General features: G+C 68.5%; 10 protein-coding genes and 1 other annotated feature. Of the genes, 6 read left to right on the forward strand and 4 right to left on the reverse strand.

The annotated features are described in order from the left end of the window. Window positions 1-13 precede the first annotated feature (13 nt). Window positions 14-12910 carry an autotransporter-associated beta strand repeat-containing protein gene (locus tag MHZ91_RS08630; protein WP_239213309.1) on the forward strand — a complete coding sequence of 4299 codons (12897 nt, stop codon included), beginning with the start codon at window positions 14-16 and terminating at the stop codon, window positions 12908-12910. A 192-nt stretch (window positions 12911-13102) separates the two neighbouring features. Continuing rightward, window positions 13103-13702, forward strand: coding sequence for a hypothetical protein (locus tag MHZ91_RS08635; protein ID WP_239213310.1), 600 nt, complete (start codon window positions 13103-13105; stop codon window positions 13700-13702). Window positions 13703-13727: 25 nt separating this feature from the next. Here the strand turns inward: MHZ91_RS08635 and MHZ91_RS08640 are convergent, their stop codons facing one another. After that, entirely contained in the window at window positions 13728-15305 is a 1578-nt protein-coding gene (locus MHZ91_RS08640; RefSeq protein ID WP_175185286.1) for a TerC family protein, read from the reverse strand. 395 nt (window positions 15306-15700) lie between these two features. After that, window positions 15701-16108 (reverse strand): hypothetical protein, encoded by a 408-nt coding sequence (locus MHZ91_RS08645; RefSeq protein ID WP_239213311.1) that lies wholly within the window; start codon window positions 16106-16108, stop codon window positions 15701-15703. A 113-nt stretch (window positions 16109-16221) separates the two neighbouring features. Between MHZ91_RS08645 and MHZ91_RS08650 the strand changes: the two genes are divergently transcribed. The 4 genes from MHZ91_RS08650 to MHZ91_RS08665 all read left to right on the forward strand — a co-directional run bounded on the left by MHZ91_RS08650 (window position 16222) and on the right by MHZ91_RS08665 (window position 21405). Next, complete coding sequence (locus MHZ91_RS08650) at window positions 16222-16980, forward strand: gluconate 2-dehydrogenase subunit 3 family protein (RefSeq protein WP_239213312.1); 759 nt, start codon at window positions 16222-16224, stop codon at window positions 16978-16980. After that, the gene (locus tag MHZ91_RS08655; RefSeq protein ID WP_175136521.1) at window positions 16973-18745 is read left to right on the forward strand and encodes a GMC family oxidoreductase; all 1773 of its coding nucleotides are present in this window, start codon (window positions 16973-16975) and stop codon (window positions 18743-18745) included. The genes MHZ91_RS08650 and MHZ91_RS08655 overlap by 8 nt, the downstream gene beginning before the upstream one ends. Beyond that, window positions 18742-19671: a c-type cytochrome gene (locus tag MHZ91_RS08660; RefSeq protein ID WP_239213313.1), complete on the forward strand. Its 930-nt coding sequence runs from the start codon at window positions 18742-18744 to the stop codon at window positions 19669-19671. Before MHZ91_RS08655 ends, MHZ91_RS08660 begins: the two co-directional genes overlap by 4 nt. Before the next feature lie 97 nt (window positions 19672-19768). Continuing rightward, window positions 19769-19821 (forward strand) — a sequence feature (sul1 is cis-regulatory element that is thought to sense ions involved in sulfur or methionine metabolism; They are found in Alphaproteobacteria). A 117-nt stretch (window positions 19822-19938) separates the two neighbouring features. Beyond that, window positions 19939-21405 carry a SulP family inorganic anion transporter gene (locus tag MHZ91_RS08665; protein WP_175185291.1) on the forward strand — a complete coding sequence of 489 codons (1467 nt, stop codon included), beginning with the start codon at window positions 19939-19941 and terminating at the stop codon, window positions 21403-21405. 47 nt (window positions 21406-21452) lie between these two features. Here MHZ91_RS08665 and MHZ91_RS08670 read toward each other — a convergent pair whose 3' ends face one another. After that, entirely contained in the window at window positions 21453-23090 is a 1638-nt protein-coding gene (locus tag MHZ91_RS08670) for an ABC transporter ATP-binding protein (RefSeq protein ID WP_239213315.1), read from the reverse strand. Further along, on the reverse strand, window positions 23087-23917 hold the full coding sequence (locus MHZ91_RS08675) for an ABC transporter permease (protein WP_239213317.1): 831 nt from the start codon (window positions 23915-23917) through the stop codon (window positions 23087-23089). The genes MHZ91_RS08670 and MHZ91_RS08675 overlap by 4 nt, the downstream gene beginning before the upstream one ends.

Below are 23917 nucleotides of genomic sequence, written 5' to 3' on the forward strand. Positions count from 1 at the left end.
CCTGGAGCTGACAATGACATCTGGCCACCGGCATGGCTATTTCCCCGTTCCCCTTCATCTGAACTATGTCTGGCGCGTCCTCGCGCTGCTAATGCTGCCCATGCCAGCCGCGCTGGCATGCACGACGACCGGCGCCAGCATCCTCTGCAATGACGCGTGGACGCTGTTGAATCCGAACACGGTCACCAGCAGCGCCAACGACGTTTCGGTATTGGTGACGCCGGCAGGCCAGTCCTCAGGGCCTTTGGTCGCACTGCCGGGCTCGGCCGCCGTCAAGCTGACCGGCCGCAACACCACGCTCACCAACCAGGGACTGATCGATCCCACGCTGTCCCTGGCGGCGGTCGGCACCTCGGGCGCGATCATGGGCAACGCGTCAAACGCCGGCGCAGTGCGCGTCAACAACAGCGGCACGTTGTACGGCGCCGGCCTGTCGGTGCTGGGTCTGCAGGTGCTCACCACGCTGGACGGCGCCGCCCTCTCCCTGCGCAGCAATGCCACGGGCAGCATCAACATCGACAACTCGGGCACGATCGGCCTGAAACCAGGCCTGCTTTCCCTGTCGTTGCTCAATCTCAGCCCCGTCATTGCCGCCTATGGCGGCGCGCCGGTCACTGTGAACAATGCGGCGGGCGGTGTCATCAACGGTCGTGTGGGCCTGGGCCGATCGGCCACCGGCAACAGCTTCGTCAACGCGGGCACGATCAATGGCAGCGTGAGCATGGGGCAAAACAGCACCAACACGTTCACCGCCGTGACCGGGTCAACCATCTCGGCGGGCGGCCCGGACGTGGGCGTCGACCTGGCCGTGGCCGGCCTGGACGTCAGCATCGCGTTGGGCTTTGCCCAGGGCGGCACGGTGGACGGCGGCGCGAACGGCAACAACACGCTGGTGTTGCAAAACCCCGGCGCAACCGGCACCACCGGCACCGGCACGGCAAGCTCGACGGTGTACCGCAACTTCAACAACCTGCGCGTCAATGGCGGCACCTGGACGATCAACGGGCCACTGGTCAGCGGCCAGACCACGCTGAACGGCGGCCTGGTCAACTTCGACAGCAACACCGCATTCGGAGCCGGCACGCTTGTCGGCAACGGCGGCGCCATTGCGCCCGCCACGTCGGGACTGTCGTTGGCGAACGCCATCCAGCTCAATGCGGGCGGCCTGGGCGTCCAGGGCACGAACAACATGACGCTGGCCGGCAACATCTCCGGCGCCGGCGCGCTGGACAAGTCCGGCGCGGGCGTCCTGACGCTCACTGGCACGAACACGCACATTGGCGGCGTGCGGCTCGGCGGCGGCGGATTGGCGCTGGGCGGCAACAGCGCGCTGGGATTGGGCGACCTCGTTGTGTACGGCGCGTCGTCGCTGCAGCCCGGCAGCGCCACCAGCCTGTCCAACAACATCGTGCTCGGCGCCGACCTTGCCCTGACCAACCCCTCCGCCCTCACCCTTTCCGGCGCGCTGTCGGGCGGCTCGGCGCTGGTCAAGAGCGGCGCCGGCATCCTGACCCTCACGGGTGCGAATTCGCATGCCGAGACGCGCATCAGCGCCGGTGGATTGGTCGTGGGCAACAACACGGCGCTGGGCGCGGGGCCGCTCACCGTCAACGGTGCGGCGACACTGGCCTCATCAACCAGCGTCGCGCTGCAGAACGCGATGGTGTTGAACAATGCACTGACGCTGAACGGCGCCGAAACGCTGACGCTGAACGGGCCGATCAGTGCCGCGGGATCGCTGGTGAAGACCGGGTCGGGGGTGTTGAACCTGAACGGCGCCAACACCTATGCGGGCGGCACCACGCTGGCTGGCGGCACGGTCAACGTGGGCGCGTCCGGCGCCCTAGGCACCGGCGTGGTCACCGTCAGTGGCGCGACCACCCTGGCCGGTTCGGGCGTGGCGTTGGGCAACAACTTTACGCTCGGCAACGCGCTGACCGTGGCTGGCGCCAACAACCTGACGCTCAACGGCACGATGTCGGGCGCCGGCGGCACATTGGTGAAGACTGGCACCGGGTCCTTGACGCTTAACGGCACCAACAGTTTCGGCGGCGGCACGCTTGCGGCGGGAACGATCATCGCAGGCGCGAACAACGCGCTGGGCACCGGCGTGGTCAACGTGACCGGCGCGGCTACCGTGGACAGCACTGCGCCCGTCAGCCTGGGCAACCAGTTCGTGCTGGGCGACCGGCTCACCGTGGGCGGCAGCCAGGCGCTGACCCTGGCCGGCGCGCTATCGGGCGGCGGCACGCTGGTCAAGAACGGCAATGCGAACCTGACCTTGTCTGCCGTCAACACGCACTCCGGCGGCGTACTGCTCAACGCGGGCCAGTTGACGCTGGCGAACGCGCAAGGCCTGGGCTCCGGACTGCTTGACGTCCAAGGACCGGCGACGCTGGCCGCGGGCAATCTGACCGTGGACAACAACGTCCGCCTCGGCAACACGCTGGGCATCGCCACCGGCGGACAGGCGTTGAACCTGTCGGGCAACCTGTCCGGCGGCGGCGCCATCGCCTTGAACGACGCCGGCACGTTGACGCTCTCGGGCAACAACACGCATGGCGGCGGTGTCGCGCTGAACGCGGGGACGTTGATCGCCGCGAGCGACACCGCGCTGGGCAGCGGCACACTGGCCGTCGGCGCAGACGCCACGCTGCAGAGCACGGCGGCGCGAAACTTCGTCAACAACGTTGCACTGACCGGCAACCTGACGGTGGCCGGTGCGAACGATGTCGGATTGGCCGGCGCGATTGCCGGACCCGGGCGCGTGGTGATGAACGGCCCGGGCACGCTGACACTGTCGGGCGCCAACACACATGGCGGCACAACCATCAGCAGCGGCACCGTGCTGGCTGGCGCGGGCAGCCTGGGCGCAAGCGTGCTGAACAACTCGAAACTCGTGATCGGCCAGAACGTGGATGCGACCTACGCGGGCGCGATCAGCGGATCTGGCAGCGTGGACGTGGCGGCCAACGCGCAGACGCTGGTGCTGAGCGGCAACAACACATTCACCGGCGGTTTGAATCTGTTGTCCGGCACGGTGGAGACGCGCGGCGGACAAGCGCTGGCTGACAGCGTGGCCGTAAACCTGGGCGCCGGCTCGGTGTTGCGGCTGGCGGACAGCGAGACGTTCGGCTCGCTTGCCGGCGCCGGCCGGCTGGACCTGGGCGCTGGGGCGACGGTGCACATGGGGCAGGACAACGCCAGTTCGATTTTCGGCGGCGCGCTGACGGGCGCGGGCAATGTGGTCAAGAACGGCACCGGCACGCTGACGCTCGCGGGCAACAGCACGCAAAGCGGCTCGTTCGACCTGGTGTCCGGCGGGCTGGACGTGAACGGCAGCCTGGCCAGTACGCAAGTGAATGTGGGCGCTGGCGCGACGCTGGCGGGCTCGGGCGTCCTGAGCGGCGTGACGACGATTGCCTCGGGTGGCGCGCTGTCGGCCACATCAGGCCAAACCCTGACGCTAGGCGGACTGACGCTGAATCAGGGCTCGCAGTTCAACGTGGCGCTGGGCGCGCCGCAGGCCTCGCCGCAGACGCTGGTGCAGGTCAACGGCAACCTGACGCTGGACGGTGACCTGAACGTCACCGACAAGGGCGGCTTTGGTGAAGGCGTATACAGGCTGATCACCTACACCGGCCAGCTCACGGACAACGGGCTGGCGCTGGGATCACTGCCCCCGGGCACCGTGCCGTCGAATCTGCAGATCCAGACCGCCGTGAACCAGCAGGTGAACCTGGTGGTGCAGACCACGGGCAGCAGCGTGCAGTTCTGGAACGGCGCCAAGCAGCTTGCGGATGGCACGCTGGCCGGCGGTGCAGGCACCTGGCAGGCGGGTTCGACCAACTGGACCAATCAGGCGGGCGCGCTGACCCAAAGCTGGGCGGGCAACTTCGCGGTGTTCGGCGGCGCGTCGGGTGGCGCGGTCACCGTGGCCGGCGAACAGGCCGTGACCGGCATGCAGTTCTTCACCGACGGGTACGCGCTGCAAGGCGGCGCAATCCGCCTGGCTGAGGGCCCCAACAATTTCCGCGTGGATCCGGCGCTGACCGGCACGGTGAACAGCGTCATCCGTGGCGCTGGCGCGCTGAACAAGCGTGACCAAGGCACGCTGGTGCTGGGCGGCGCGAACGAATACACGGGCGGCACGCAGATCAGCGAAGGCGTGCTGCAAGTCAGTGCCGACAACAACCTGGGCGCGGCGGGCACGGGTCTGGCCTTTGCCGGCGGCACGCTGCGCGTGACCGACACCGGCTACACCGGCACCTCGCGCGCCATCGACATCGGCGCCGGCGCGGGCTTCGACATCGCCGATGCCGGCAATGTCTTTACCCTGAACCAATCCCTGTCCGGCGCGGGCCGCATCACCAAGTCGGGCGCGGGCACGCTGGCACTGGGCGGCAACAACGCCGGCATCGGCGGCGTGACGCTGGCGGACGGCACGATTGCCGCGGGCAGCAACACGGCATTGGGCTCGGGCGTGCTGAACGTCACGGGCGGCGGCGGACTGAATGCGACAACCGTCGTGACGCTGGCGAACGACGTCGCCATCGGCGCGGGCGCGACGTTGACCAATGCAGGCACGAACGACCTGACGCTGAATGGCGTGGTGTCGGGCGCGACCGGCTCGCTGGCGAAGGCGGGTAGCGGCACGCTGACGCTCGCCGGCAACAACACCTATGGCGGCGGCACAGCGTTGATCGGCGGCGCCATCCGCGTCGGTAGCGACACTGCGCTGGGTACGGGCGCGCTGAACGTAGCCGGCGCGTCCAGTCTCTTGACCGACGGCACGCATGCGCTGAACAACGGCATCGTGCTGGACGCAGCGCTGACCACCGGCGGGGCCGGCAATCTGACGCTGAACAACACGATCTCGGGCAACGGCGCCCTCATCAAGTCGGGCGCGGGCACGCTCACGCTCAACGGCGTGAATGCGTATGCAGCCACACGTTTGGACGGCGGCCGTCTGGTGCTTGGCAACAATGACGCGCTGGGCGCGGGCGCGTTGACCGTCACGGCCGACGCCGCGGTGGACAGCGCCACCGGCCTGACGCTGGGCAACGCCATCAATGTGGCATCGGGGGCCGATCTGACGCTGGCGCAATCGCAGGACGCCACGCTGCTCGGGACCATCAGCGGCGACGGCGGGCTCATTGCTGGCGGCGCGGGCACCACGTTGACGCTTTCCGGCGCCAACACGTACACGGGCGGTACGCAACTGAACGGTGGCAATCTGCAGTTGGGCCAGAACGGGTCGCTCGGCACCGGCGCCCTCCTCGTCAACGCCGACGCCGGCCTGTCGGGTACGACGGGCGGCCCGGCGTTGAACCTGATCAACGACGCGACGCTGAACGCGGCCCTGAACGTAACCGGAGACCGCGACATCACGCTGAGCGGCGTGGTCGATGGCGCAGGTTCGCTGACCAAGAGCGGCCCATCGACGCTGACCCTTGCCGGTGCAAACACCTATACCGGCGGCACCACGCTGGCCGCAGGCGCCTTGCGCGTTGGAGACGATGCGGCGCTGGGGACCGGCGATCTCACTGTGAACGGCGCGGCGACGCTGGGGTCGACCCAGGCCGTGACGCTGGCCAACAACGTCATTCTGGGTCAGGCGCTGAACCTGGATACGACCAACGGATTGCGCTTTGACGGCGAGGTTTCCGGAACCGGCGGTCTTGCCGCCGCCGGCGCGGGCTCGCTGACACTGGCCGGCGCCAATACTTACGCGGGCGGAACGCAGATCGATGGCGGAACGCTCCAGGTCGGCGGCGATTCGTCGCTGGGCACCGGCGCCCTGACGATTGGTGGCGCGGCGGTTCTGCAGGGGCTGAGCACGCCGGTGACGCTGACCAACGCCGTGGCGTTGAACGGCGGCCCGCTCGAAGTGTCGGGCGCGCAGAACGTGACGCTGGCGGGCGACGTGTCCGGCACGGGCGGTCTTGCCAAACTGGGCGCCAACACGCTGACGCTGACGGGCGAGAACACCTATCAAGGCGGGACGACGCTGGGACAAGGCCTGATCGTGGTTGGATCGGACCGGGCGTTGGGCACGGGTGCGCTCACCGTCTCGGGCGATGCGGCGCTTGACACGGGAGCGGCCACGACACTGGCAAATCAGATCGCACTGGCCGGCGGCGACCTGACCGTGAACGGCAGCCAGGATCTGACGCTGACGGGCGACATCAACGGCGGCAACGCATTGATCAAGAACGGCGGCGCGACGCTGACGCTGTCGGGCGATAACGGCTATGCCGGCGGCACGACGCTGTCGGCCGGCACGCTGGTCGCGGGCAGCAGCACCGCGCTTGGGACGGGCGCGCTGGATGTCACGGGTAGCGCAACGCTATCGGCGGCCGACGGCGTGACGCTGGCCAACGCCGTGGCGCTGACCGACTCGCTGACGGCGGATGGCGCGGGCAACTGGACGCTAGCTGGCGACATTACCGGCAACGGCGCACTGGGCAAGACCGGCGCTGGCACACTGACGCTGGCCGGCAGCAACAGCTACGCCGGCGGCACGCAGCTCCAGGCCGGCGCCATCACCGGCGACACCGACAGCATCAACGGACCCGTCGTGGCCAGCGCGGGCACCACCCTCACCTTCGATCAAGCCGCCGCGGGCGCCTACGCTGGCGCGCTGTCCGGCGCGGGCAATCTGGAAAAGGCGGGCTTGGGCACGCTGACGCTCGGCGGCAGCAACGCGCTGACCGGTGGCGTCGGCGTCGCGCAAGGCACGCTGGTCACGCAGGGCAACAACCTCTTCGCTTCGGCGTCCGGCGTGCGCATTGACGACGGAGCCACCCTGCAACTGAGCGGGTCCGAATCCATCGCAGCGCTTTCCGGCGCGGGCAAGCTGCAGGTGGACGGCAGCCTGGGGCTGGGCGGCGCGGCGGATAGCGTCTTCGGTGGCGATCTGGCCGGCGCGGGCAGCATCGCCAAGACCGGCACCGGCTCGCTGGCGCTGAACGGCGCCAGCAGCCACTCGGGCGTGTTCGACATCAACGGCGGCACGGTGAACCTGGGCGGCACGCTGGCCAGCAACACGGTCAACGTCAACGGCCCGGCCGCCACCCTGACCGGCACCGGCACCGCCAACGGCAACGTGAACGTCAACAACGGCGGCCGGATTGCGGTGAGTTCGGCCGCGCCGGGCGCGCTGACACTCGGGTCGCTGACACTGGACAACGCGTCCTTCATCGACGCGCAGTTGGGCGCGCCCAACGCGGGCAGCCTCATCAACGTGCACGGCAACGTCGATCTGAACGGCACGCTGAACATCGATGGCACCCCTGACTTTGGCGTGGGCGTGTACCGCATCATTGCCTACTCGGGCACGGCGACGTCCATGAACCTGGCGCTGGGCACCCTGCCGCCGGGCGTCATCACGCTGCAGACCAACGTGGCCGGCCAGGTGAACGTCCTGAACGAGTCCCAGGCTGGCGAAATCCAGTTCTGGCAAGGCGGCACGGGCACCTGGGACGCAACGACCCAGAATTGGGCCGACGCCACCGGCACGGCTGGTACGTGGGGCAGCCGCTTCGGCGTCTTTGAAGGCACGGCGGGCACGGTCACGCTGGCCGGCACGCAAGGCTTCCAGGGCCTGCAGTTCTCAACCGATGGCTACACCCTGACCGGCGGCGCGCTGAACGCGCTGCCTGGCAGCGATGGCGTTGCCACCTTGCGCGTCGAACCGTCGATGACGGCAACGCTGGACACGACCCTCCAGGGCAACACGACCATCGCCAAGCGCGACGGCGGCACCCTGGTCTTCACGCAGGCCAACAGCTACGTCGGCGACACGCGGCTGGAAGGCGGCGTGCTGGAGATCAGCGCGGACGACCAGCTTGGCAACGCCGCCAATCGCGTCGTCTTCGATGGCGGCACGTTGCGCTATGCCAATACCGCGCCTGGCACGACTGCACGGGAGATTGCGCTGGAAGGCACAGGCGCCATCGACGTTACCGGCGGCGCGCTCACCACGGCCGGCACGATATCGGGCGCCGATCCCGCGGCCACGCTCACCAAGACCGGCGCGGGCACGCTGGTGCTGGCAGGCGCCAACACCTACGCGGGCGGGACGATGCTGCAAGATGGCGAGATCAAGGTTGCCACGAACACGGCACTGGGCACCGGCCTCTTCACGGCGGCCAACGGCACCACCCTGTCGAACGACATCGCCGTCGCACTGGCGAACGATGTCGCCCTGCAAGGCGGCGTGACGGTCGCGAATGGCGCGGCCATGACGCTGTCCGGCGATGTATCGGGCGCGGGCGGCATCATTAAGACCGGCCCCGGCACCTTGACGTTGTCAGGCGCGAACGCCTACGAAGGCGGCACGCGCCTGAATGCCGGCCAGATCACCGTGGGTGCGCCGGGCGCGCTGGGAACCGGCACGCTGACGGCGGCCAACGGCACGGCGCTGGACGCGTCGGCGCCCGTGGCCCTGGCCAACGACGTGCAGCTTGACGGCACGCTGACCTTGCCGGGCAGCGCCACGCTGACGGTCAATGGCGACATCGGCGGGACTGGCGGCCTCATCAAGAATGGGACGGACACGCTGGCGCTGAACGGCGCAAACAGCTTTCTGGGTGGCGTGGCGCTCAACAGCGGCACGCTCGCGCTGGGCAGCGATACGGCCCTGGGCGTCGGGCGGCTGACCTCGGCCGACGGCACCACGCTCTCGGCCAGCGTCCCGGTCAACGCCAGCAACGCTATTACGCTGGCCGGCACGACGACGATCACCGGCGCCGATTTCGGCCTGTCTGGCGACATCGACGGCGCGGGCGGACTGGTGAAGACCGGCGCCGGCGTGCTGACGCTGTCCGGCGACAACAGCTACCAAGGCGGCACGCAGCTTTCCGGCGGCACGCTTGCCATCGGCAGCGACACCGCCTTGGGCACGGGCGCGCTGACAGCGGCGGGCGGCACCACCCTGCTGGGCCTGGGCGCGGCGCTGACCAACGACGTGCAACTTCAAGGTCCGGTCACCGTGGGCGGCGCGGGCAACCTGGCGCTCAATGGCGTCGTGTCGGGCTCCGGTCCGCTGACCAAGGATGGAACGTCGACGCTAACGCTGGGCAACGCCAACACCTACGACGGGGGCACCGTGCTGGCCGGCGGAACGATCATCGCGGGCAACAACGCCGCACTGGGCACCGGCGGCCTGACCGTCGCGGGTGCGGGCACGCTGCAGGCCGGCGCGCCCGGCATTGCGCTGGGCAATGATATTGGACTTGGCGCGCCACTGACGGTTTCGGGCGTCAACGACCTGACGCTGGCCGGCAACATTACCGGCCCCGGCAGCCTCATCAAGACCGATGCCTCGACCCTGACGCTGACGGGCCAAAACCAGTACACGGGCGGCACGACGCTGGCGGGCGGCACGCTGATCGGCGACACCAGCAGCCTTACGGGCAACATCGCCACCTCGACGGGCACGTCCGTCGTCTTCAACCAGGCGCCGGGCAGCGGCACGTACGCCGGCGCCATCACCGGCGGCGGTGGACTGGTCAAGGACGGCGCGGGCACGGTCACGCTGACGGGTCCCAATGCCTATACGGGCGGCACGGTAGTCAACGCCGGCACGCTGGCCGGCAACGCCACCAGCCTGCAAGGCAACATCACCGTGGTGGACGGCAGCGCCATCGTGTTTAACCAGAACGGCGCCGACGGCACCTATGCCGGCAACATCAATACGGCCGGCAACAACACCGGCACGCTGACCAAGGACGGCGACGCGTCGCTGACCTTGACCGGCTCCAATAACGTTGGCGGCGGCACCACGGTCAACAGCGGCACGCTGCTGGTCGACGGCACGCTGACCGGTGGCCCCGTCACGATCAACCCCGGCGGCAATCTGGGCGGCTCGGGCTCCGTCGCGGCAGACGTGGAATTGGAGGACAACGCGCGACTGGTGGCGGGCACCCCCGGCAATCCGATCTCGTTTGCGCGCAGCCTGGCGCTGTCCAACGGGACGCAGCTCGACTTCACGCTCGGCACGCCGAATTCGGCCACGACGGCCGTGACGGTGGCCCAGAACCTGCGGCTGGATGGGGTGCTGAACATCACGGACGGCGGCAACCTGGGCACGGGCGTCTACCGCCTGTTTGCCTACGGCGGCACGCTGACGGACAACGGCGTGCAGTTCGGCACGCTGCCGTCCACCCTGGCCACCGCTGACCTGCAACTGCAGAACCAGCCCAACCAGATCAACCTGGTGCTGCAGACGCAACCCGGCGAGATCCAGTTCTGGAACGGCGCCAAGACCACGCCCGACGGCATCATCGCGGGTGGCACCGGCACGTGGAGCGCTGCGGGCACCAACTGGACCGACACGGCGGGGACCACCGCCGACCGCTGGAACGACAAGTACGCGGCTTTCTCGGGCGCGGCGGGCACGGTCACTGTCGAAGGCACACAGAACGTGACCGGCCTGCAGTTCCTGACCGACGGCTACACGCTGGAACCGGGCACCGCCGGCGCCATCGCGATCGCGCAGGCACAGACGCCGGTCCGGGTTGAAAGCGGCGCCACCGCCACGATCTCCGCGCCCATCACCGGCGCCGGCGGCATCGAGAAGCTGAACGGCGGCACGCTGATCCTGGACGGCATCAACACCTACACCGGCAACACCGCCATCCGCAGCGGCGTGCTGGAAGTCAGCGCCGACGAGCAGCTTGGAAACGGCGGCGCCGTGTCGCTGGACGGCGGGACGCTGCGCATCGCGGACTCGGCCTTTGCCACGACGGCGCGCAACATCTCGCTCGATGGCGTGGGCGGCGGCATCGATGTCGTCGCGGCGGGTCAGACCTTCACGCTGAACCAGGCGCTCAACGGCACCGGGGCGCTCACCAAGCAAGGAGACGGCACGCTGGTGCTGAACGGCGCCAACGGCTACACCGGCGGCACGGTCATTGCTGGCGGCACGCTGGAAGGCAGCAGCACCAGCATCGCGGGCGCGGTCAGCACGGCCGCCGGCACGACGCTGCGTGTGAACCAGTCCGCGGACGGCGTCCTGGCCGGCCCGGTCAGCGGACAGGGCCAATTGGTGAAGGAAGGCGCCGGCGCATTGACGCTGGCCGGCGTGTCGAGCTACAGCGGCGGCACGCAGGTCAATGCCGGCACGCTGATCGGCGACACGTCCAGCCTGCAAGGCGCCATCGCCAACAACGCGGCGCTGGTCTTCAACCAGGGCGCGGACGGCGCGTTTACCGGGACGTTGTCCGGCAGCGGCAGCCTGGTCAAGCAAGGTAGCGGCACACTCGCTATCAACGGCAGCCACGTGTACACCGGCAATGCCACGATCGAGGGAGGCACGGTCGTGCTGGGCAGCGCGCAGTCGCCCGCCACGCTGCCCGCGTCCGTCCAGGTCAGCCCCGGCGCCACGCTGGCCGGCACTGGCACCATCGCGGGGCTGGTCAACGCCGGCACGGTCCAAAGCGCGCCCGCGGCGGGCGGCGGCCTGAAGGTCAGCAACAACTTCAGCAATGCCGCCGGCGCAACGCTCGCCGTGAATGTGGGGCCCAGCGCGGCCACCAACCTGCACGTGGCCGGCACCGCAACGCTTGACGGCGCATTGCAGGTGACCAACACCGCGCCACTGACCGCAAACAGCGCCTACACGGTGGTGACGGCGGACCAGGGCGTGCAAGGCACCTTCGCCTCGACGGCCCTGCCCCAGCTTGCTTTCCTGGACGGCGCGGTGGTCTACGACCCCAACAACGTCACGGTGACCTTCCAGCGCAACGACACCGGGTTCGAGACGGTTACGGACACGGCGAACCAGAACGCGGTGGCGCAGGCATTGGGGCAGATCGATCCGGACTCCCCGCTGTATTCGTCGATCGTGGGATTGAGCCGGGACGAGGCGCCGGAGGCCTTCAAACAGTTGTCGGGCGACAGTCACGCTTCGTTGTCGTCGGCAATCGTGCGCAGTTCGGAATCGGTGCGAATGCTGCCGCTGAATCACCTGCGCGACAGCCTGCGTAGCGAAGGCCGCGGCCAGGACGGCGCGTGCGGCGAACCCGGCCGCAGCGCGGGCGGCTACGCCGAGCGCTTCTCGTGCCAGCGCAACGTGTGGACCGAGGTGCTGGGCAACTGGCAGAGCCAGGACGGCGACGGCAACGCGCCCAGCTATCGCCAGCGCACCGGCGGCGTGCTGGCCGGCGGCGACATCCGCGTCGGTGACGGCTGGCGCGTGGGCGTTGCGCTGGGCTACCAGGACAGCACGATCTGGCAGGACAGCCGTAATGCCAAGGCGGACGTGGATAGCTACAGCGTCACGGTGTTCGGCGGCAAGTCGTTCGTGCAGCCCAGCGGCAACGCGTGGAACGTGATGGCTGGCGCAGCGTACAGCTGGCAGGACATCGAGACGAAGCGCAACCTGGCCATCGGCGGCGCAAGCCAGGAACTGAAGGCGGATTACCGTGGCAACACCACGCAGATCTTCGGCGAGCTGGGCTATGCCATGCCGGTCTCACCGGATGTGACCGTCGAACCCTTTGTCGGCGCCGCGTGGATCAAGCAGCGCATGGGCGGCTTCTCGGAAGACGGCGGCTCCGCGGCCCTGTCAGCCGACAGCCAGAGCAACGACATCACCACTACCACTGTCGGCTTGCGCGGCAACCTGGACACGCAGATCGCGGGCGCGCCCGCCCGCCTGCGCGCCACGCTCGGCTGGCGCCACGCCATGGGAGATGTAGACCCCGACCGTACGATGGCCTTCGGTTCGGGTCCGGCGTTCACGGTTGCGGGCACGCCCATCGCCCGCAACGCCGCAGTGGCTGAAGTGGGTGCGGAAGTCGCCGTGTCCAAGAACGCCGCGATCGGCCTGAGCTACCAGGGCCAGTTCGGCAGCGGCAGCCGCGAGAATGCGGGCTTCCTGAACGTGCGCTGGAACTTCTGACGCACGCGGCGCCATCCGGCTGGTATCCGGATGGCGCCTGTCCGACCCGCTGGCGGCCGAGGGCGCAATGCCTTCGGGCGATCCGTTCGGGCCGCATTGACACCCTTGATTTAGGCGCTTTACGCTACCCCGCACTCGTGGTCCAACCGGGCGTGGTTCTGCCCAGGCGCACCAAGGTGCGGGAGGCGCGTCATGACGCTGAGCAGACCTGGCGCATTCGCGTGCGCGTTGCTGATGCTGGCTTTACTGGCGCCGGCCGGCGCGCTGGCCGCATGCAGCGACAAGACCTTGCGCGGGATGTCCGACGCGGGCCGCAGCGTGGCCACGATTGCCAAACGCTGTGGCATGAGCGCGGCGGCGGTGAAGGAAAGGCTGGGAGCGGGCGACGCGAAAGCCAACCGCGCGCCCGCCGAAACAGTGGCGCCGCGCGCGACGCCCGGTGCGGAAACGCGCGCGGCGACGGCAGGATCCGCCGCGACTTCTGCAGCGCAGTCCGCCGAAAACGCCGCCGAAAAACCCGCAGCAAAATCCGCGGCAACTGCCGCGACGAGATCCGCGGCAACCGCAGCCACGGCGCCGTCGGCCAGCGCCGCCAAACCGTCGGGCAAGGCGCCGACCGAGCCGCAGAAGCACCCGCCGGGCACCGTGCTGGAGCTTTGCGGATGCTACGGCAGCATGGAATACGGCTTTACCGAGCCGAACGCGCAGTGCGTCAGCGGCTTGGCTGTAGCGACGCGGTGCCCGGGCTATTGCCCGGTGAACCGGTCGCCGTGGCGCCGCATCTGCAGTTGAGGCGGTCGCCCGCCCCGCCCTTCGATCAATCGGCCGCGCTGGCCTGCGGCTGGTGCGGCCGCGCATGCACCTGGTCGATGCGCAGCCCGTCACGACGCGTCACCTCAAAGCCCCAGTCACGCAGCATCACGGTGTCGCCCGTTTCCGGGATCCGGCCGCCCGCGCGCAGCAGGCACCCGGCCAGCGTCGCATCGGGGTAATCGTCGGCAAGCGCCGGCGCTTCCAGCAGGCGCGCCGCTTCGTCCACGGACAGCCGTCCGCCCAGCAACCACGAACCGTCGGAAAGCTGCAAGGCTTCGGGCTGGTCTTCCTGGTGTTCCGGCATGTCGCCCGCCACCGCTTCCAGCACGTCCATCGGCGTGACCAGGCCTTCGCACACGCCGTGTTCGTCCACGACGATCAGCATGTGATCGCGCGAGGCGCGCAGTTCGTCCAGCACCTTCAGCACCGGCGTGGTTTCCATCACGTAGCGCGGTTCGCGCGCCAGTTCCACCAGGTCGATCGGGCCGGGGTTCTGCAGCAGCGGCAGCACTTCCTTGAAGTGCAGCACGCCCAGCACGTTGGCCGGGTCGCCCGCGCACAGCGGCAGGCGCGAGTGGCCTGTCGCGAACTTGCGCACGATGACGTCCGGCGTGTCGGCAACGTCCAGCCAGATCATGTCGCCGCGCGGGACCATGATGGACCGGATGTCGCGCGCGCCGATAGACAGCACGCGTTCGATCATCGAGCTTTCCTCGGGCGCAAAAGCGGGCTCGTCGCCGGCGCCGTCGACCAGCGCCACAACTTCGTCCGCTTGCGACACGGGTTGGCCGGCACGGCCGCCGCGCAAGAGGCGCAGCACGGCCTGCGCCGTCCGTTGACGGCGGCCCAGCGCATGCGTGCCGCGGGCGCGGTTGCGGCGCGCCAACTGGTTGCACAGCTCGATCAGGATCGAGAAGCCGATGGCCGCGTACAGGTAGCCCTTGGGAACATGGAAGCCCAGGCCTTCGGCGACCAGGCTGAAGCCGATCATCAGCAACAGGCCCAGGCACAGGATCACGACCGTCGGGTGGCGGCCCACGAAGGCCATCAACGGACGGCTGGCCAGCATCATGACGGCCATCGCGACCACCACGGCGATCATCATGATGCTCAGGTCCTGCACCATGCCCACGGCGGTAATGACCGAGTCCAGCGAGAACACGGCATCCAGCACCACGATCTGCAGAATGACCTGCCAGAACACCGCATGCTGCGGCTTCTGCGCCTGGTCATGGCTGGCGCTGCCTTCGACGCGTTCGTGCAGCTCCATCGTCCCCTTGAAGAGCAGGAACAGGCCGCCCAGGATCAATATCAGGTCGCGTCCGGAAATCTCGGCGCCCATCACCGTGAACAACGGCGCGGTCAACGTGACCACCCACGCAATACTGGCCAGCAGGCCCAGGCGCATCACCAGCGCGAGCGTCAGGCCGATCAGGCGTGCGCGGTTGCGTTGCTCGGGCGGCAGCTTGTCCGCCAGGATCGCAATGAACACCAGGTTGTCGATACCCAGCACAATTTCAAGCACGACCAGCGTCGCCAGGCCAAGCCAGGCGGTAGGGTCGGACATCCAGTCGAAAATCATCAGGTTTCCACGGAAAACGTAAGCGGACGCGCAAGCGATGCGCGCCGGTGGGAAGGCGTAGTGTTAGAAGCGCGCAGCAGAGGCTGCACAGGCGCCCCGACGGGCACGGCCTGGCGAGGCGGCGCGCGGCCGCCGAGTCGCGGCGTGGCCGCGGAGGCGCTGGGGAATGCGACGCGCAGGGAAACAGCCCTTGCCGCGGCAGTGTGGGGAGAAGATAACGGGCGCCGGCAGATCCGCGGCGCCCTGCTAGGAGGAGGGTCTTCGTTCATAGATGGCGGATGGCTCCAGGCTGCCGGGGCAGCAAAAAGTCGGAATATCCGCCGCGCTCTCTTTCTTACAGGATCCTGAATATTACCTGAATCGGAAATCCGCACGACTAGGGGATGTCACCACCTTCATTGGCCGCGCGGATCCGCCGTGCCGCCTGAACCCGACGAAGCGCCCGACCCCGGCATGCCCCCGTGCCCCGTGGACCCCGTATTGCTGCCCGGCGTTCCCTTCGCCCCGCGCGTGTCGGTGCCGGCGTCGTCCTGCCGCGGACTCGACCCGGCACGCGACGCATCGCGCTTGCCGTGATCGCCCTTGTCTCCTTGTTTGGATTGGTGCGGCATGGACTTCTCCTGTGCCGGCGTCTTCGGCGTGCCCGCCTTGCGATCCGGTTGGGTCTGGCTGCCGGTGCGGCTGTCAGGCGTGGTCGTCTGCGCCTGGGCGACTAGCGTTTTTTCAATGCGCTGCGCGGAAACGCTGGTGGCAAGCAAGCCGCTCATCGCCGTAGCGCACAGATACAGAATCGGTTGTTTCATGGTTGCTCCCTCGTCGACAACGGTGACACACTGAGCCCCAGGCCAACGAGCTGACGCGGGATCTCTATTCATCCAGGGGCAAGTCGCGTGCCTGCCTCGCCATGGAGCAAACCATGAGTGATAAACCTGTACCCGGCCGGCGGGGGCTGCTCAAAGCGCTGGCCGTCGGTGTCCCCGGCGCAGCGTGGGCGCCCCGCGCGATCAGCGCCCCGGACCCTGCCTCCCCCACTCCCCATCAAGACGCAGCCGCCACTGGCGGCGCCGCCAACCGAACGCTCAAATTTTTCAACGCGCAGGAAGCCTTGACGATGGATGCCATCGCCGCGCGCCTGATTCCGGCCGACGACCTGGGGCCGGGCGCCAAGGAAGCTGGCGTGACGCTCTTTCTGGACGGCCAGTTGGCCGGCGCCTGGGGTGCGGGCAGCCAGCTCTACCGGCAAGGCCCGTTCGAACAAGGCACGCCGGAACAGGGCTACCAGCTGTCGTTCACGCCGGCCGAGATGTTCCGCCGCGGACTTGCCGCGCTGGACGCCGCCGCGCGCAAGCGGGACGGCAAGCCTTTCGCCGAGCTGGACGCCATGCGGCAGGACGCCTGGCTGCGCGACATGCAGGAAGGCAAGCCGGATTTTTCGCCGCTGCCGTCAGGCGTGTTCTTTCAGGCGCTGCTCGAAGGCACGATCGAAGGCTTCTTTTCCGACCCGCTGTACGGCGGCAACGCCGACATGGTGGGCTGGAAACTGGTGGGATTTCCCGGCGCGTTTGCCTCGTTTTCCAACGATATCGAACGCCACGGCGTGATCTGGGCCGGCCAGCCGGTCTCCATTGCCAACGCCGTGGGCCACAAGATGACGCCGGGAGGCAAGCATGGCTAAAACGCTGCCTGCGGTAGACGTGGCAATCATCGGCGGCGGGTGGACCGGCGCCATCATCGGCAAGGAACTCGCGGCCGCCAAGCAGCGGGTCGTGGTGCTGGAACGGGGCGAGGCGCGTTGGCCCTCGCCCGATTTCCAGGGGCCCAACGTCCACGACGAACTCAAGTACACGCGGCGCCATGAACTGCACCAGGACGCCGCGACGGAAACCTACACGTTCCGCAACAACACGGACCAGAAGGCGCTGCCGATGCGGCGCTGGCAGTTCGCCTACCCCGGCACGCATCTGGGCGGCGCGGGCAATCACTGGTCGGGCGCCTACTACCGCTTCGATCCGACCGACTTCGTCATGCGCAGCCATTACAACGAACGCTATGGCAAGGACATCTTCGACAAGGAGCTGACCTGTCAGGACTGGGGCGTGACGTACGACGAACTCGAGCCCTACTTCGACCGCTTCGACTACCTGATCGGCGCGTCGGGCCAGGCCGGCAACATCAAGGGCGAAAAGCAGGAAGGCGGCAATCCGTTCGAGCCTTGGCGCTCGCGCCCCTACCCAAACCCGCCCATGAAGGTGCCCTACGCGCCCGCGCTGTTCGGCGAGGCCGCGCGCAAGCTGGGCTATCACCCTTACGTGCAGCCGTCCGCGCTCTGTACGCGGCCGTACGTGAACTCCGAAGGCCTGCACATGAGCGCGTGCGTGTACTGCGGGTTCTGTTCGAACTTTGGCTGCGAGCACTTTGCCAAGGCCTCGCCGCAGGTCTGCATCCTGCCCGTGGCCATGAAAATGGAGAACTTCGAGATCCGCACCGGCGCGCACGTGCTGCGCGTGGAGCTGACACCGGACAAGAAGCGCGCCCGCGGCGTGACGTACGTGGACGCGGCCGGCGAAGAAGTCTTTCAACCCGCGGACATCGTTTTCCTCTGTGCATTCGGCATCAACAACGTGCGCCTGCTGCTGCTGTCCGGCATCGGCAAGCCGTTCGATCCGGTCACGAACACCGGCGTCGTGGGCCGCAACTACACGCACCAGACCACCTCGGGCGTGAATCTGTTTTTCGATGAGTCGGTCAACATCAACCCGTTCATGGGGGCCGGCGCGGTGGCGGTGACGATGGACGACTTCAGCGCCGACAACTTCGACCACGGGCCGGTGGGCTTTGTGGGCGGCGGCTATCTGCAGATCCAGGTGGTCAGTGGCGCGCCCATCGGCTTTCATCCGACGCCCAAGGGCACGCCGTCATGGGGATCGGAATGGAAGAAGGCCGTCGCGCGCCACTACAACCATGCGGCGAACATCACCATCACGGGCTCGGCGCAGCCGTGGCGCGGCGGGTATTTGAGCCTGGATCCCACGTATAAGGACGCGTGGGGCCTGCCGCTGTTGCGCGTGACCTACGACTTTCCCGACAACGACATCCGCATGTCGGCGTTCCTGACCGAGAAAGGCGATGAGATCGCGCGCGCCATGAAGGGCATCGCGCGCACCGAGCCTGGACCGCGCAAGCGGCCGTTTTCGGCCACGGCCTACCAGTCCACCCACCTGACGGGCGGCGCGGCCATGGGCGATGACCCAAACACCAGCGTCGTCAACCGCTACGGACAGTCGTGGGACGTGCCCAACGTGTTCGTCACGGGCGCGGCTTTGTTTCCGCAAAACTCGGGCTACAACCCGACCGGCACCGTGGGCGCCACCGCCTACTGGATCGTAGAGAAAATCAAGGCGGACTATCTGCGTTCGCCGGGCCCGCTGGTGTCATCATGAGCGAACATCGCAAAGGCATCTTTTTCACCGTCGGGCTGATGATCGCGGTGCCGGTCATCACGCTGGTCGCCACCGGCGTCCAGATGATGGGCGCCGGCGGCGACGAGGCGATCCGGGCCTCCGCCGTGCCGCAGCCGCCGCCACCGGCAGCCAGCCCGGCGCCGCAGGCGGCGGCTGGCCAGGCCTCTGTGCCTGCCGCACCCGCAGCAGCACCTTCGGCAACAGGCACAACGCCTGCCGCCCCTGCCGCTCCGGGCGCCGCTCCCGCCCCGATGAAACCCGTGCCCGGACGCAGCGCCACCGATTTCACCGCGTCGCGTCCCGACTGGGAAAAATGGCTGAACGAGGCCGATCCCGAAGCGGGCAAGCAGCTTGCCGCCAACGGCAAACCCGGCGCCGCGGTGCAGGCCTGTGTGGCCTGTCACGGACCCGCCGGCATCACGCCAACCGGCGGCATCTTCCCCAACCTGGCCGGCCTGCGCAGCGAGTATCTGGCCAAGCAGCTTGCCGACTTCCGCTCGGGCACGCGCGTGCAGCCGCTGATGAATACGATTGCCCGCGCGTTGACCGAACAGGAAATCGGCCAGGTAGCGGCCTACTACGGCACGCTTGCCGGCCCGCCGCTGCACGTGGGCGAGTTTGGCGGCGAGGCCGCCCGCCGGCTGGACGTTGACGGCGACGGCGCACGCGCGCTGCCCGCCTGCGTCAACTGCCACGGACTGCGCGGCATGGGCGAAGGACCGCTGCTGCCGCGTCTGGCCGGTCAATCGCGCGAGTATTTCACCGACCAGATGAACGCGTTTCGCAATGGCTCCCGCCAGAACGACGACGTGGGCGTGATGCGGGCGTTTTCGCAACGCCTGACCGATGCCGAGATCCAGGCGCTGGCGGCGTATTACGCCGGGCCTGCGCCCGCGCCGCGCTAGTGCCGCTGGCGTCATGACGGCGTAACGCCCCAAGGGAGTACAATCGCGTCCGCCGCACCCGCAACGGGTGCGCGGCCGCGACGCTGTCGCGATCCCAGATGGACCCGGCTTGCCGGGTGGCTCGGCCGGGCGCCTATCCCTCGGACAACTCTCAAGCACCAAGGGCGTTCGCCCTCATTTGCCATAGTCGGCTGCCGCACTCCGCTGCCGCGCACACCGGCAACGCGACCCACGCCTGGCGCTTGTTCAAGTCAGCTTAGCCAATCAATGTCAGTTCTTTCCAAGCTTCGTCGCGACTGGATGGCCAATCCGCGCGCGGACATTCTCTCGGGCGTGCTCGTCGCCCTTGCCCTGATCCCCGAAGCCATCGGCTTTTCCATCATCGCTGGCGTCGACCCCCGCGTCGGCCTGTACGCCTCGTTTTCCATCGCGTTCATCATTTCTTTCATGGGCGGGCGGCCCGGCATGATCTCGGCCGCCACGGCCGCCGTCGCGGTGCTGGTTGCGCCACTGGTGCGCGATCACGGCGTCGGCTACCTGTTTGCCGCGACGGTGCTGATGGGTGTCGTGCAGATCGCAGCCGGCTTTTTGCGGCTGGACCTTCTGATGCAGTACGTGTCCCGGTCGGTCGTGACCGGCTTCGTCAACGCCCTCGCCATCCTGATCTTCATGGCGCAGTTGCCGCAGCTGATCGGCGTCACGTGGGTGACCTATGCCATGGTGGCCGCCGCGCTGGCCGTCATCTACCTGCTGCCGCGCCTGACCACCGCCGTGCCGTCGCCGCTGATCGCCATCATCGTGATGACGGCCGTGTCCATCTTTGCCGGCCTCGACGTCAACACGGTGGGCGACATGGGCACGCTGCCGTCGGCCCTGCCGTCGTTCGCGATTCCCGACGTGCCCTTCACGCTTGAGACGCTGCGCATCATCCTGCCGTACTCGCTGACGATGGCCGCAGTGGGTTTGCTGGAATCGATGATGACGGCGCAGATCGTGGACGACATGACCGACACGCCCAGCGACAAGCGGCGCGAATGCAAGGGCCAGGGCATCGCCAACCTCGTCACCGGCTTTCTGGGTGGCATGGGCGGCTGCGCCATGATCGGCCAATCGGTCATCAACGTGCGCGCCGGCGGCCGCACGCGGCTGTCGACCTGCGTGGCGGGCGTCTTCCTGCTGTTCCTGATCGTGGCGCTGGGCCCGCTGGTGGCGCAGATTCCGATGCCGGCGCTGGTGGCCGTGATGATCATGGTGTCCATCGGCACCTTCAACTGGCGCTCGTTGCGCAACCTGGGCTCGCATCCGTGGCAGTCATCGGTGGTCATGCTGGCCACCGTGGCCGTAGTGGTCTGGACGCATGACCTGGCGCGCGGCGTGCTGGTCGGCGTGGTGCTGAGCGGCCTGTTCTTTGCCGGCAAGGTGAAGGGGCTGCTCGACGTGGACGCGTCGCTGTCCGAGGACGGCCGCACGCGCACCTACCGCTATGCCGGCCAGATCTTCTTCGCCTCGGCGTCGCGGTTCTCGGCGGCGATCGACTTCCATGAGGACGTTGACCGCGTGGTGATCGACCTGTCGGCCGCGCACTTCTGGGACATCTCGGCCGTCGGCGAACTGGACAAGGTGACGCTCAAGCTGCGCCGGGCCGGCCGCCAGGTCGACGTCGTAGGGCTGAACGAGGCCAGCGCGACGCTGGTCGGCCGCTACGCGCAGCCGGGCGCGTCCGCGGGGCATTGACCCGCGCCGCGCCTGTCATCTGGCCCAGGATTCGATGAAGGCCAGGTTCAGGCGGCGAGCCGCGTGACTACCGCGGCCGGATCCCAGCGGCGGCCCGGCACCGCTGCCAGCAGCGCCTGCGTGTAGGGATGGGAGGGATTGCTGAACACGTCGGCGCACACACCCTCTTCCACAACGCGGCCCGACTTCATGACAGCGATGTGGTCGCAGACCTGTGCGGCCACGCGCAGGTCGTGCGTGATGAACACGATGGACAGGCCCAGTTGCTGGCGCAGCCGGGCCAGCAGCGCCAGCACCTGCGCCTGCACGGATACGTCCAATGCCGACACCGGTTCATCGGCGATCAGCACTTGCGGCCGCATCGCCAGCGCGCGCGCCAGGCCGACGCGCTGGCGCTGGCCGCCCGAAAACTCGTGCGGAAAGCGCCGCACGGCGTCAGGCGACAAGCCCACCAGTTCAAAGAGTTCCTGCGCGCGGGCCAGCGCCTCGCGGCGCGGCGTGCCATGCACGATGGGGCCCTGCGCCACAATCTCGCCGACGCGCTGGCGCGGGTTCAGCGATCCGTACGGATCCTGGAACACCATCTGCACGCGCTGCGCATGGGCGCGGCGGGCGCGCGCGCCCTTGAACGACAGCGGCTCGCCGGCCAGCGTAATGTCGCCGCCATCGGGCGGCAGCAGTCCCAGCAGCGTGCGCGCCAGCGTGGACTTGCCTGACCCGCTTTCGCCCACGATGCCCAGCGTGCCGCCGCGCCGCAGCGTCAGCGTCACGTCGTCCACCGCGTGCGTCACACGGCCGGGCCGGCCGAACCAGCCGCGCTTGCGGTAGGTCTTGGACAACCCCTGCGTGGTCAGGATCGCAGGCGCGTTCCCGTCAAGGTCGACGCGGACCGGCGCGGGCGCCAGCGGCGGCACCGCGGCGATGAGCGCGCGGGTGTACGGATGGCGCGGATGTTCCAGCACCTGGTCGGCCGTGCCGCTTTCCACCAGTTCGCCGCGCTGCATGACGGCGACGCGGTCGGCAATCTCGGCCACCACGCCAAAATCGTGCGTAATGAAAAGGACCGCCGTACCCTTGCGGCGCTGCAGGTCGTGGATCAGGTGCAGGATCTGCGCCTGCGTCGTGACGTCCAGCGCGGTCGTCGGTTCGTCGGCAATCAGCAGCGCCGGTTCCAGCGCCAGCGCCATGGCGATCATCGCGCGCTGCCGCTGTCCGCCCGACAGCTCGTGCGGATAGGCGCCCAGCGCCTGCGCGGGGTCGGGCAGCCGGACGGATTCCAGCAGGTCCAGCGTGCGCTGACGGATCACGGCGCGCGACAGCCGCGTGTGCGTGCGGAACACCTCGGCGATCTGGTCGCCGATGGTGCGCAGCGGGTTGAGCGCGGTCATCGGTTCCTGGAAGATCATGCCGATGCGCTGGCCGCGCAGCCGGCGCAGCGCATCGGGCGCGAGCTTCAGCAAGTCCTGCCCCTCCCAGAGCACGCGGCCGGCGCTGGCGTGCACCCCTTGCGGCAGCAGGCCGAGAATCGTGCCGGCCGTCAGCGATTTGCCCGATCCGCTTTCCCCGACGACGCAGACGATCTCGCCCGAGTTGACCGCCAGCGTCAGGCCCTTGAGCGCATGCGGCCGGTCGGCGCCGGGCGGCAGGTCCACGGTAAGGTTTTCGATGCGAAGCAGTTCGGTCATGATCGTTTCAGCCTGGGATTGAGAGCGTCGTTCACCCCCTGCCCGACCAGCGATATCGCCAGGACGGTCAGCAGGATGGCAATGCCGGGAATGGCGGACACATACCACTGCACCCGGATCACCCCGCGGCCGCCGCCGATGAGGTTGCCCCAGGACGGCACGTTGGGGTCCGACAGGTTCAGAAAGGCCAGCGCGCTTTCCAGGAGGATCGCCGTGGCCATGATGACGCTGGCGTAGACGATCACAGGCGGCAAGGCGTTGGGCAGGATCTCGCGGAAGATGAGGCGCAGGTCGCCCATGCCCAGCGCCCGGCCCGCCTGCACGAACTCGCGGGTCTTGAGCGTCAGGAATTCAGAGCGGGTCAGCCGCGCCACCGGCGGCCACGACACCAGCCCGATCGCCAGCACCACCGTGCGCAGGTCCGAGCCGAACACGGCCACCAGCACCAGCAGCAACAGGAAGTTGGGCAGGATCTGGAAGGCCTCGGTCACGCGCATCAGCAGGTCGTCGGCCAGGCCGCCGTAATAGCCCGCCACGGCGCCCAGCACCACGCCGATCAGCACCGACACGACCGTCGCGGCAAGGCTGATGGCCAGCGTGACGCGCGCCCCGTGCAGAATCTGCGCGGCGATGTCGCGCCCCACTTGATCGGTGCCCAGCAGAAAGCGCGCGTTGTCGTCGGGCCACTGAAGCGGACGGCCGGCCAGACTGAGCGGATTGCGCGGATACCAGAAGTCGGCGCCCAGCGCGGCCGCGCAGACGGCCGCCAGCAGCACAAGGCCCAGCACGGCGACGGGGCTGTGGAAGTAACGGCGTAGCGTTTCCAT

This window comes from Achromobacter sp. ACRQX (assembly GCF_022346505.1).
Taxonomy (GTDB): Bacteria; Pseudomonadota; Gammaproteobacteria; order Burkholderiales; family Burkholderiaceae_B; genus Achromobacter; species Achromobacter animicus.